Source organism: Bryobacter aggregatus MPL3 (assembly GCF_000702445.1).
In the GTDB taxonomy this organism is placed as follows: Bacteria; Acidobacteriota; Terriglobia; order Bryobacterales; family Bryobacteraceae; genus Bryobacter; species Bryobacter aggregatus.
Map to the genome: position 1 here is coordinate 2577200 of NZ_JNIF01000003.1, position 12443 is coordinate 2589642.

At 56.2% G+C, this 12443-nt stretch carries 10 protein-coding genes; 7 read left to right on the forward strand and 3 right to left on the reverse strand.

The window, feature by feature from the left end; translation table 11 throughout:
• Nucleotides 1-166: 166 nt before the first annotated feature.
• Both M017_RS30250 and M017_RS0112180 read right to left on the reverse strand, forming a co-directional pair.
• Nucleotides 167-544, reverse strand: coding sequence for a hypothetical protein (locus M017_RS30250; protein WP_031498210.1), 378 nt, complete (start codon nucleotides 542-544; stop codon nucleotides 167-169).
• A gap of 118 nt (nucleotides 545-662) precedes the next feature.
• A complete protein-coding gene (locus M017_RS0112180; protein ID WP_162179906.1) occupies nucleotides 663-1154 on the reverse strand; it encodes an ECF-type sigma factor in 492 nt (163 codons plus the stop codon).
• Between the two features lie 124 nt (nucleotides 1155-1278).
• On the opposite strand from M017_RS0112180, the gene M017_RS0112185 reads away from it, so the two are divergent.
• From M017_RS0112185 to M017_RS0112200, 4 genes are all read left to right on the forward strand, one after another.
• Entirely contained in the window at nucleotides 1279-1500 is a 222-nt protein-coding gene (locus M017_RS0112185; protein WP_031498212.1) for a hypothetical protein, read from the forward strand.
• Nucleotides 1501-1796: 296 nt separating this feature from the next.
• A complete protein-coding gene (locus M017_RS0112190; RefSeq protein ID WP_031498213.1) occupies nucleotides 1797-2519 on the forward strand; it encodes a helix-turn-helix domain-containing protein in 723 nt (240 codons plus the stop codon).
• Nucleotides 2520-2613: 94 nt separating this feature from the next.
• Nucleotides 2614-3030 (forward strand): DoxX family protein, encoded by a 417-nt coding sequence (locus M017_RS0112195; RefSeq protein ID WP_031498214.1) that lies wholly within the window; start codon nucleotides 2614-2616, stop codon nucleotides 3028-3030.
• A 31-nt stretch (nucleotides 3031-3061) separates the two neighbouring features.
• Nucleotides 3062-3286: a DUF4287 domain-containing protein gene (locus M017_RS0112200; protein WP_031498216.1), complete on the forward strand. Its 225-nt coding sequence runs from the start codon at nucleotides 3062-3064 to the stop codon at nucleotides 3284-3286.
• Between the two features lie 137 nt (nucleotides 3287-3423).
• Here M017_RS0112200 and M017_RS0112205 read toward each other — a convergent pair whose 3' ends face one another.
• A complete protein-coding gene (locus tag M017_RS0112205; RefSeq protein ID WP_031498218.1) occupies nucleotides 3424-4713 on the reverse strand; it encodes a hypothetical protein in 1290 nt (429 codons plus the stop codon).
• A 211-nt stretch (nucleotides 4714-4924) separates the two neighbouring features.
• Between M017_RS0112205 and M017_RS0112210 the strand changes: the two genes are divergently transcribed.
• The 3 genes from M017_RS0112210 to M017_RS0112220 all read left to right on the forward strand — a co-directional run bounded on the left by M017_RS0112210 (nucleotide 4925) and on the right by M017_RS0112220 (nucleotide 12427).
• Nucleotides 4925-8482, forward strand: a complete 3558-nt coding sequence (locus M017_RS0112210) for an outer membrane beta-barrel protein (protein ID WP_080507690.1) — start codon at nucleotides 4925-4927, stop codon at nucleotides 8480-8482.
• A 104-nt stretch (nucleotides 8483-8586) separates the two neighbouring features.
• Nucleotides 8587-11013 (forward strand): PSD1 and planctomycete cytochrome C domain-containing protein, encoded by a 2427-nt coding sequence (locus M017_RS0112215; RefSeq protein WP_155121384.1) that lies wholly within the window; start codon nucleotides 8587-8589, stop codon nucleotides 11011-11013.
• A gap of 1 nt (nucleotide 11014) precedes the next feature.
• Nucleotides 11015-12427 carry a DUF1501 domain-containing protein gene (locus M017_RS0112220; RefSeq protein ID WP_202901646.1) on the forward strand — a complete coding sequence of 471 codons (1413 nt, stop codon included), beginning with the start codon at nucleotides 11015-11017 and terminating at the stop codon, nucleotides 12425-12427.
• Nucleotides 12428-12443 lie beyond the last annotated feature (16 nt).

The window sequence follows — 12443 nt, forward strand, 5'->3', positions numbered from 1 at the left end:
TGGGACGACGTGCGATGTGATGCACGACGTTGGCACGCACGTCCGCGCAAGACGCACGAGGAATGTCCAGAGGAGCCAACATCTCAGGCACTGGAGCGCAATGCAGAGAAGCAGCTACACGAACAAGCTGAGACGAGGCCATACCTCGAAATGAAAAGTGTGGGTGTTATGCGAGGAGCTTCGGCGGTCCTCGTCCGTTTGGGGCAGGCGAGGCGAGGGTGAGGAGGATGTCCTTATCCTGAACGATCGCGGAACCGCAAGCGGCCAAGGAATCGAGAGGTGTCGAGTCCTCTACAACGGCAAACTTCGTGTGAGCCGGAGTGGCTGCTCCGGTGGGATAGAGCGGGCAGAGGGAAGCGCCTGCTGTAACTACCGGTCCGGACGGAAGCTGCGATTGCTTCTTCATGCCCATCATCGAGCAATGATGTTTGCCGTCTCGTCGACAGCAGGCAGGAAGTTTGGATTCGGGCTCGAACGAGAGCAGCGGCGTAACCAGTCCAGTGCTGGTTGCTAGCAACAACAGAATTGCGTAGACGCGCTGCAAATATCAAGTGTACATGGGGTAGCGCGCGAGAGAAAAATTACTTCACGAGTAAAGCGGACTCGCACTCCGCTGCCGGCGGAATCCACAACTGCGAATTGGTCTGGAGCGGTTGTACTGGTCACGCTGGAGGTTGCAACTCCTTCTCCAGCCAGCGGCGGCCAAAGGCCCAGTGTCCGGCAACGCTACGAATCGAGCAGCCGAGCTGTCCGGCGATCTCCTCGTGATTTTTCCCTTCAAAAACACGCATGTCCACCACGGCGCGCAGCCGGGAATCGATTCTCGCCAGGCGCTCCAGCAGGTCTTCCACCACCTGAAGGCTTTCCGGATCCATGGCGGCCGTGGGCATCGAAAACAGCGATTCTTCCCCGCGTTCCTGGATGCGCGCCCGTAGCGGACGGCTCTGAACGAGGAACAATCGCTTCATCAGGAAGCCGGCCAGCCCCAGAAGCTGCCCTTTGCGGATGTCGTTGAATTCGGTGGAGTTGAGGGCCTTATTCCGGAGCAGCTTCAGATAGACTTGGTTCACGAGCAGCGTGGCCTGCTCCTTCACGCCGCATGGGGCGTGCGGCCAGACGGCGGAGTTCCGGGTAGCGCGAGGTAAAGAACTCATCAGCCGCCTCTTTGCGTCCATTTCCGAAGCCCGTTAAGAGCGTGCCGATTTCTTCCGTATCGTGCTGCGTCACAGCCACAGTTTCCTTAAGATCACTTATCGAACAACAACTCATTTTCGTTGCATGTTTTGGCCGGTCCTCGCGCTGGCACAGTCCGCCGGACAACTGATATTCCCCGATGAAACTGATCCGCCGGTGCTGCAGTGGGCAGACGTGGCTGTGCAGGAGTTCCTGGCCATCCACCAGATGCCGTCAGCGAGATTGCCTTCATCAATCTTTACGCCCGGTGGGCCCATCCGGCTTGCGGCATTGACGGCAATCGTCACATTCTGTGCGACCGTCTAAATCGGCGTTGTTGCGATGGCTTCATGCATACCCGCCCGGAAATACACCTACCTCAGTCCGGCTGTGGTCCTTAGAGACGACTAGAACTCATCTCCCAAAGCATGATCGGATACCGTCGCTTGAAGACATGCCGATTGCGAGCTCTCCCGTGGATTGTCTGGGAAGGAGGTACGAGCTCGGATGGCAATCTCAGCGGGAACTTGAATCGATTGGCCTTGGGGTTGATCCTGGGCGCTACCAGCAAGAATAAACTGGGGATGGGATCATGAATCTCGAATCAGAGAGGACCTTGAATCATGTTTCTCAGCTTTGATGACAGACCTTCGGACTCTCCCTTTGTGGAGAAGATCTGGCGTAGTCGCAGCGATCGCGCGGGAAAGTTCCTTTCCGTTGCTGCGAGCCATTTTGAGATCGCGGTGACGCGGCACAAGGGCAAGACCTTTCTGACGCTACGAGGGCCCGAAACAAAATCCACCACGGCCGATTGTCCTGCAGAAGGAGAATGGCTTGGCATTCGATTCAAGTTGGGGACCTTCATGCCGCAATTCACCCCCGGTCAACTCGCCGATCGAAACGATGTGACCTTGCCGGATGCGACTCATCGCTCCTTCTGGCTCAATGGCTCTGCCTGGGAGTATCCCGATTTCGAGAATGCGGAGATCTTTGTGAAGCGGCTTGTCCAGAAGGGGATTCTCACTCGGGACCTCGCCGTCGATGCGGCAGTGCAAGGTCAAGGGCAAGTGCAAGTGCAAGTGCTTTCGCTTCGCTCTGCGCAACGTCATTTTCTGCGCGCAACAGGTTTGAGCCACTGCACGGTCCGCCAAATCGAACGTGCGCGGCATGCGACGAACCTTCTGAAGCAAGGCGTCTCAATTCTCGATACGGTCCACGAAGCCGGCTATTTTGATCAAGCGCATCTTACCCGGTCACTCAAGTACCGGATTGGGCAAACACCCACAGAGATCATCCGAGCCAATCAGCAATTGTCGTTTTTATACAAAACAAAGCCGCATCGCTAGGTCTATGATCCAGATGGAGCGTCTCAGCTGATGCTCACAGACCGGAAAAGTTGTGGCACATCGCACGGCGGATTCCGTTTCCTGGAGAATACACATGAACTCTGCAACTGATACACCACTGCTTTCAAAGAAGAGGCTTATAGCTGGCTATGTGCTCACCGCATTGGTCGCTTTGTTTTTGACCTTTGACACCGTTCTCAAAGTACTGCGACTTGCGCCAGCAGTTCAGGGTACGGCCGAACTTGGCTATCCGGCGGATGCTGTGCTCTGGATTGGGTTGATCGAACTTGTGTGTGTCGTCCTCTATCTATTTCCACGCACGGCGGTGCTGGGCGCTCTCCTGTTGACAGGTTATTTAGGCGGCGCGATTGCCACCCATTTGCGTGTTGGGAATCCTCTGCTCAGTCACACGCTCTTTCCTGTGTACATCGCGTTCTTGCTCTGGGGAGGATTGTATTTGCGCGAGGCGAGGCTGCGTGCGGTGATCCCGTTCCGGTTGCAGAACGGATGAGGCCCCAGGAATCAGACCAAGAACGAACCCAATGTCATTCCAAGCTTATCTAGACAACATCAAAACCAAGACCGGGAAAACGCCAGAGGACTTGAAACTCTTAGCGGAGAAGGCCGGTGTCTTTAGCCCAGAGATGAAGGCGAATGCGCTGATCGCATGGCTAAAAAAAGATTTCGATCTCGGACACGGTCATTCGATGGCAATCTGGGCGGTGTTCAAGGACAAAGGTTGGGTTCACGCTGGCGCTAAGAAGTAGGAAGTTCGAAAGAAGAACTGCGCCTCGGCAAGGCAATGGGCTCACTCCTCTTTTTCAGCCGGAGCGCTTCTGCAACGTGACTCCGATTCACAGATCTCTTGGAGCACTTGGCTTCGTTTTGCCGCAGATGCCCGCCTTCAGCCGCCGAGCCGGTGGCAGGCGACGACTTCGAAGCGGTCTGGCGAGCCGGCAAGGGTCCCGACCCGGAGTAGAATCTCAAACTCGATGGGGCCCGCTGCCGGTTGAATTCCGTGCGCTTTAAGAGTTTGCGCCATCAGTTCGGCATTGACTACCAGCTTGCCTGCCGCTTCCGTGGCCTCCGCATTCGAACCGGCAATGAGCAAGGCGTGCCCTCGCTGGTTTGAGTTCGCGACGAAAGCTACCACCGCATAGGCGTGTCCGGTGGCCCAGCCCTTTGCGGTGGGGACATAGGTGGCTGCTTCGTTTCCCCGCGGTTTCTGGTTGCGAATGATCTCCTGGCCGACCGATTCGTCGTGCTCGAATCGGAAGTCGAGCTGATTCCGGAAGAGATTGAACCAGGGATTGGAGCGCGGGCTGCCAAGCAGGATGAAGTTGTCTTCTGTCTTGAAGTCGAGCATATGGACGCTTCGCGCTGTGTGAGTCTTCATCCGCAGCGGAGCGCCCTTTCCCAAATGCGCGATGTTGAGGGCGATTGCGGCATCGACACTCGCCACATTCACTCCCCGAAGAGAACGGACAAACTTCAGGACTTCGGGGGAGGCGGTAGTCTTTGCAGGGAAATAATTTTGGTTCGCGTAATCGGACAGGGCCAATCGATAGCCGAGCGCCTGTTGGGCGAAGGAGATGTCGGTATCGGCGAAAACAATCCGCAAATCCCGCGTGGCGTCAAAAAGGACGGACCAGGGAAGTGTCTTGACGATTGCCGGCGGTGCGGGAGCTGCGCGAGTGGCGACGATGTGCCAGGTTGCATAGATTGCGCAGACGCACAGCAGTAACAGAAGACCTGCCCAGAAGAAGTGCCTGTGCTGTGGTGTTGGCGTTTGCGCCGGACTTTCCTGGGTCTCCAGGAATTCCGGGACATAAGAGCCGGTCGGCAATTCGATGCGGAGCCCGGACTCGTCTGTCGATTCGGCATAGAACTGGTGCAGCCGGCGCCGGACATCACTGGCGGTGACACGTACGATCGCATCGGCACCCGTATCATAGCTGGCCGGCCGCCCAAAGACCGCAATTCCGATCGATCTCTCTTTGAGCTCATCAAAGTGTCCTGCCAACGACTTTTCGATGATGTAGGTGAGAAAGTCGCGAGAGCGGCGGCTCGATTTGAAGATCGGACTTTCAAGAATGAGGCGGCTATGCTCTTGGAACTTTGGCGCGTTCGAAGAGGCTTCATAGGCACGTGCAGTTGCAGCGGCTTTGCTGCTTTGGCTTGCTCTACCGGACATCCAGTGTGAGCGGATCTTATCACAGCCATTCTTGGATACAAACCGATACGATCTTTGGTCTTTTGATATCTGGTTTATTATCAGTCGGTTATAAATTGTTACAAGACGGGGCCTAACGTTGTGAAGTGAAGAGAATACGCATAGAATCGCTCTGATTAGACAGGGGCCGCTTTGAGGCGGTCTTCATTTTGGTGCTAATTGGAGTGGACTCATGTTTATTTTTCGAAGGGCGTTGTTGCCCTTGCTCAGCCTTTTGCTCGGAGCCGTTTCGCTTTTTGGACAAACGACGCTTGGCACCATTACAGGATTGGTATCGGACTCGACGGGGGCAGTGATTCCCGATGCCGAGATTGCCGCGACGAATACAGGTACCGGCTTCCGGCTGCTGACCAAGACGTCGAGCACGGGTAACTATGTACTCCCCAATCTTCCGGTTGGCCGCTATTCGATCTCAGTGGCCGTGACAGGATTTAAGACCTTTACCCGGACCAATATCGGTCTTTCGACTGACGATAATATTCGGGTGGATATCGCGCTGGAGGTTGGCTCCTCGGCAGATCGGGTAGAAGTGTCCGCTGAAGTTGCGCCACTGAAGACCGAATCGACGGAAGTCTCCACCACCATGGAGCGGAAGCTAGTCAATGACGTTCCGCTGGCGATTGCGGGCATTGGCGGCGGCATGCGCAACGCCTTCAGCATCATGATGATGATGCCGCAGGTGAAGAGCGGCAACGGCGAAGGTGCCTGGGACGACCTGCAAGTGGGTGGTGGCCAGCAGCACGACTGGAATGTCAGTGTCGATGGACTATCGGTCGAGATGGGATGGCGCAATCACGTGGGTTATATGAATCGTCTCACGCCGTCCGTGGACTCGGTGGAAGAGTTCCGCATCGACACCTCCTCCTTTAAAGCGGAGAACAGCCGCGCGAGCGGCGGTAATATCAGCGTCACCACCAAGTCGGGCACCAACCAGTTGCATGGCGGCGCATTCGATTTCTTCCAGGCTGATTGGCTGAACGCCAACACTTGGCTGAATAATAAGGTCGGACGGGCCAAGCCCAAGTTCCATCGCAATGATTTTGGGACGAACTTTGGCGGACCGGTTGTGATTCCCAAAATTTATAACGGCAAGAACAAGACCTACTTCTTCTTCTCTTACGAAGGCTACCGCTGGCCGGATCAATCCGGGGCATCGCAACAGACGATTCCGCTGCCGGAAATGATCAATGGTGACTTCTCCAAGTGGAAGCTGGCCAATGGTAATCTGATCCAGCTCTACGATCCCAGCACGACGCGGAGCGATGGGAAGGGCGGGTTCATGCGCGATCCCTTTCCGGGAAACATCATTCCTGGAAACCGCCTGAGTCCGTTGTCGCGCAATATCGCAAAGTATTATCCGAATCCGACTTCGCCTGGCTTGACCTTGAACTACATCTCGCCCGGTACAGAGCCGAAGAAGCGCATTGAAAACGCTTATACAACCAAGTTTGATCACAACTTCAATCAGAAGAACCGCATGTCCTTCACTTGGACCAAGAACGGGATGCGCTTCAACAATGCTTACGATACCGATCCCACAAATCCGAACAACTGGAGTGCGCTCCCCTATCCGCTGTCGGGCCGCAAGTATTATAACGGCGACCAGTATTACGGAAACGTATTCCGTTTGAACGACACACATGTGTTTAGCCCGACGGTGGTGAACAACCTGACTGTTGGCGCGCATCGCCTGACGCACCCTGAGCATGACATTACGGTAGAGCCTTTCGGCCAGAACTGGGGCGATAAGTTAGGCGGAGCGGTGAAGAACAACCCTGGCTACAATGTCGGGTTTCCGTCGGTCACCTTCAACAATGACAACTATTACAGCTGGGATGCTTCTAAGCTTTGGGACGAATACCACACGGTTTATGGTCTGGACGATAGCCTGACCTGGGTGAAGGGCAGCCACAGCTTCAAGTTTGGCTACAGCTACCAGAAGATGTTCTTGAATACGAACAACCGCAACACGGCTGCGGGCAACTTTGCCTTCAACCGTTTGAGCACTTCTGTTCCAGGGGATAACAGCGGCAACTCAGGTAGCTCCTTTGCCTCATTTATGTTGGGTGAAGTCTACACGGGCAACTTTACGGTGCCGAACACTTCGATGCTTCGCTTCCCCTACCACGCTGCTTATGCGCAGGATGATTGGAAGATCAGTTCCCGGCTGACGATGAACATTGGTCTCCGTTACGAAGTGAATATGAGCGTGTACGACAAGTACGATCGTCTCTCCTACTTCGACCCGAACCTGGCCAATCCGGCGGCAAATGGAATACCGGGAGCTCTGCGCTTCCTCGGCAATGGGCAGGGGCGTGAGGGGCGTCGCAACCTCTATAACAACGCACAAGGTTTCGGTCCGCGTCTTGGCTTTGCCTATCAGATTGCGAATAACACGGTGATCCGCGCCGGCGCGGGCATCTTCTACGGCACCAACAAGGCTCCCGGCCTTGGCGGCGCCAACAACGGATTCACGAATGCTCCCAACTGGAGCTCGCAGAATCAGGGCATCAACTCGGCATTCAACTGGAATAATGGATTTCCTGCCTGGGAAGCGCCGCCCTTTATCAATCCGGGATTCAACACGGGCTTCAGCCTTCCCTGGTTCGGCGCTGCTGAGACCGGCAGACTTCCTAGCACCAGCACCTGGAACTTCGCTGTCTCCCGCGTCTTGAAGGGAAATCTCGTTTTCGATGCTACCTACACCGGCAGCAAGGGCACACACCTGGCTTCCGATCGTGTGAACATCATGCAGATCGATCCCAAGTACGCCTATCTCGGCAGCCTACTGAACAAACCGATTGACGATCCCGAAGTGGTGGCTCTGGGTTTCAAACCGCCTTTCGCGAACTTCAAGAACCTGCTCGGTGGCAATGCGACTCTCGGGCAATCCCTCCGGGCCTTCCCGCAGTACCAGGGATTGACCACGGGCGGCATGATGAACCACAGTGGCAACTCGACCTATCATGCGTTGATCCTGAAGGCCACTAAGCGCTTCTCGGGTGGCTTGAGTTTGCTTGCAACCTACACCTGGTCAAAACTGTTGACCGATGCGGATTCGAGTGAGCCTTGGATTGCCGGTGTCGTCGGCTCCGCTACGGGCGCAGGTGCGGCGCAGAACCAATACAATCGCCGTCTGGAGAAATCCTACGGTGTGCTCGATCTGCCACAGATGTTTAAGCTGACGGGCAGCTACGACTTCCCCTTTGGCAAAGGCCGGAAGTATCTGACTTCGGGGGCACTTGGCCATGTCATCGGCAACTGGAACTTGAGCTCGTACATGTTCTACCAGAGCGGCTTTCCGATGGGTATTCTGGACAACGGCTATGTCAACAACTTGCGGGGCGGCACGCCGAGACCGAATGTCTTGACGTCCGACTGGCGCGCGACTACGGCAGGAGAACGATTCGATCCGTCGGTGGATAAATTCTATAACGTGAATGGATTCCAGCGGCGAACGAATCCAGCATTAGATCCTTTCGGGAATGCGCCCCGCTTGAACGGCGCGACTCGATCATTCCGCACCTATCGCACAAACATTGCGATTACACGGAGCTTTCCGATTTACGAGCGCTTGAAGGCTGACTTGCGACTGGAGGTGTTCGATCTCTTCAATCAGAAGAATTGGTCGAATCCGACAGCCGACATTTCCAACCAACAGCTCTTTGGCGTCATTACCAATGCAAGCGGCAATCGCACGATGCAACTGGGGTTGAAGCTCCTGTTCTAGCGCAATCGTCAGCGTGGGGGTGAGGTGGGCCAAGTGGAAGGCGTGGCCCACCTCACTCTCTCATTTGGATATCTTAAATGTGACTTGATGGATTCGGAGCAGTCGTGAAGGTTTCAACGAATTTCGCATTGGGTATGGTTGCGGCGGGGGTGCTCTGTGCGCAGACGCCGGAGACCGTCTTCAATCAGAATGTCTTTGCACAGCAAATGCAGCCGGTGTTTCAGAAGCACTGTGCCGGTTGCCATTCTGCGGCCAATCCCGCCGGTGGATTGACCACCGCGAGTCTCGACACCTTGCTGACCGGTGGCAAGCATGGCACTGCGGTGATTCCTGGAAACAGCGCCGAGTCTCTGGTGATGAAGTATGTCCGGGGGGAGTTGAGTCCCAAGATGCCGATGGGAGGCTCGCTCGAGAATGAAGTGATCGCGGCCTTGGCGAAGGCTGTCGATTCGATGAAGGCTCTTCCGCAGACGGCGAAGAAGCGCGATGGCTATCTGGAGTGGTTGCTGCGGAAGCCTGTCGCGCCGAAAGTCCCTGCCGTGCGGGATGCGGCCTGGGTACGTAATCCGATTGACGCCTTTGTTCTGGCTCAGTTGGAAGCAAAATCGATGCAGCCCGCGGCAGCGGCTTCCAAGCGTAGCTTGTTGCGTCGTGTCTATTTTGACCTGATTGGCTTGCCGCCCACGCCGGCGGACGCGGAAGCTTTCGAGAAAGACCAATCGCCTCAGGCCCTGGAGAAGGTGGTTGATCGGCTTCTTGCAGACTCACGCTATGGAGAGCGCTGGGCGCGCCATTGGCTGGACCTGGCGCGATTTGCGGAGTCCGATGGCTTTGCGATTGATGGGGAACGTCCCAATGCCTGGCGCTATCGCGACTATGTGATCCGTGCCTTCAACGAAGACCGGCCCTACAACACGTTCTTGCAAGAGCAGCTGGCTGGGGACGAGATGGGCGCGGGTGGAAACCGTTCCGATCGTTTGGTCGCCCTGGGATTCCTGCGCATGGGGACCTGGGAGGCTGACGCAAACTTCAAAACACAGTTGCGTCAGGATGTTTTGAATGAATTAACGGGCACGGTAGGACAGGTGTTCCTCGGCTTTACGGTGGGCTGTGCCCGCTGTCACGATCATAAGTACGATCCGATTCCGCAGAAGGACTTCTATCGCTTGCAGGCCTTCTTTGCGCCGATGCGGGTGGAGGATCGCCCCGCGCCGTTTCTTGAGGCGGAGCATCCGAAGCTCATGAAGGCGGAGATGCGCCGCTTTGAAGATGAATCGGAGATTGCCGATGCGGCCTTCAAGCAGCTCGAAGAAAAGCTGAAGGCGCAGTATGCCAAGGCGAAGAAGATTGCTACCGAGGATCCGAAGGCCGCAGATTTTACGGGGGCGCTCAAGAATGCGAAGGACGCGACTTACACAGAAGAAGAGCGGGCGGGATGGCGCAAGGCGCGCGATCACGCAAAGCGCATGCAGGAGAGCGTAGGACGCTATCGTCCGGTGGCTTATGCCGTGTCCGACGTCGCTCCGCCGCATGTGCCTGAACTGGCATCGACCTATGTATTGCATGGCGGCGAGTTGTCAGGCCGCGGGGAGAAGGTGGAGCCCGGCTTTTTACAAGCGGTCGAAGGCAAGAGTGTTGCGGCGAAGATTCCCTTTGCCGGCGGTAGCTCTGGACGCAGGACGGCGCTTGCCGAATGGATTGGCTCGCCCGAGAATCCGCTCACTGCGCGGGTGATGGTGAATCGCATCTGGGCGCACCATTTCGGCGAAGGGATCGTTCGTACGGTGAGTGACTTTGGCATCAATGGCGAACGCCCGACGCATCCCGAGTTGCTCGACTATCTGGCCACGCAATTTGTGGAGAAGAAGTGGAGCATCAAGGCCATGCATAAATTGATGCTGCTCTCCAGTGCGTATCAACAATCGACAGTCAACGAAGCGGAGAAGCGATATACGGAACTGGATCCGAAGAACAGCCTCTTGTGGCGTATGAACTGGACACGCCTTGAAGGGGAGACGATTCGGGACTCCCTGCTTGCCGTGAGTGGCCGCTTGCAGAAGTCGGATGGCGGACCGGGCGTCTTTGTCTCGGTGCCTTCTGATGTGGCGGAAGGCTTTGAGTTTTTCAAGTGGTTCCCTTCGCCCGAAAAGGACCAGGCGCGGCGAACGGTTTATACATTTCAGCGGCGTTCGGTGATGAATCCGATGATCGAAGTGTTTGATGGCGCAAACATGAGCGAGGTCTGCTCACGGCGCAGCAGCACTGTTGTTCCAACACAGGCCTTCGCGCTCTTGAATTCGGAGTTTACACGGAAGGAAGCGCACCACTTTGCCGAGCGGGTTGTCGAATTGGCGGGACCCGATCCCGACAAGCAACTGGATCAAGCCTTCTTGCTTGCCTTGGCGCGCAAGCCCTCGGCCAAGGAGCGGGAGGCTTATCGTGCTTCTGTCCACGGCGCTGCGCCTGTCGAGGCGCTGACGCGTTTGGGCGTGGTGTTGTTTAACCTGAACGAGTTCATTTACCTGGAGTAGCATGATGCATTCTGAACTGGAAAGACGACGCTTTCTCTATCAAAGCCTGACGGGAGTTGGCGGCATTGCGTTGATGGATCTGTTGCAGCGCCAGGCGAATGCGACCCCGCTCATTTCGCAAAAGCCTCATCATGCGGCAAAGGCGAAGTCTTGCATCTTCCTGTCGATGCTTGGTGGCGTGAGCCAAATGGACAGCTTCGATCCGAAGCCCGCGCTCGAGAAATTTGATAACACGGTGATGGATTGGAGCAAGGAGAAGAACACCGATCAGCCGAATCTGTTTGCCAAGCCACGGTTGATTCTGCGGAGTAGCTTTCCATTCCGCAAGTATGGCCAGAGTGGGCGGGATGTTTCGAGTCTCTTCCCTCACGTTGCCGAGTGTGTCGATGATCTTGCCTTTGTGCGCTCCATTCAGACGGAGAATGGCAATCATCCCGCAGCTGTATTTCTGATGAATACGGGCGTTGTGATTCCAGGGAAGCCCAGCGTAGGGGCTTGGACGACTTATGGCTTGGGCACTGAGAATCAGAATCTGCCCGCCTTCGTGGTCCTGCCAGACTTCCGGGCGTTGCCGTTCAGTGGGTCGCAGCAATGGGGGCCGGGTTTCCTGCCCGCCAGCTATCAGGGCACCGTATTGCGCTGGAAGGGCGATCCGATTCTGAATCTGAAGCCCCCGGCAGAGGTGAAGGCGGAGGCGCAGGAAGCGGAAATGAAGTTGTTGCGCGCCTTCAATCAGGAGTTCAGCGAAAGCCATGGAACGAATCCGGATCTGCAGGGCCGGATCGATTCTTATGAGCTCGCCTACCGCATGCAGACCGAGGTTCCAGGCGCTCTCGATATCGCTGGAGAATCGCAAGAGACGCTGGAGATGTATGGCCTGAATGATCCGGTCACCGAGTCGTTTGGGAAGCGGTGTCTGATGGCCCGGAAGCTGGTCGAAAAAGGCGTTCGTTTTGTGCAACTGTATACGCCGAGCCAGTCCTGGGATGGGCACACGGAGATCGTCAAGAACCATACCAAGAATGCGGGCGAGACCGATAAGCCGATTGCTGCGCTGATCAAAGATCTGAAGCGGCGTGGACTCTTGGACTCCACGCTGTTAGTGTGGATGGGCGAGTTCGGCCGTACGCCGGACAACCCGGCAGAGATGCGGGATAAAGCGGGCCGGGATCACAATACGCGGGCGATGACGATCTGGCTTGCGGGTGGCGGCGTCAAGGCTGGCACTCTGGTAGGGGCGACCGACGATCTTGGCTTCAAAGCGGTGGAGAACATCTACCGGATGCGCGATGTGCATGCGACGGTATTGCATTTGATGGGTTTGAACGATATGCGCCTCACCTACTACAGCGCGGGTCGCAACCAACGTTTGACCGACACGGGCGGCACTCTGATCAAAGAAGTGATTGCCTAAGAAGAATTTGGAGAAT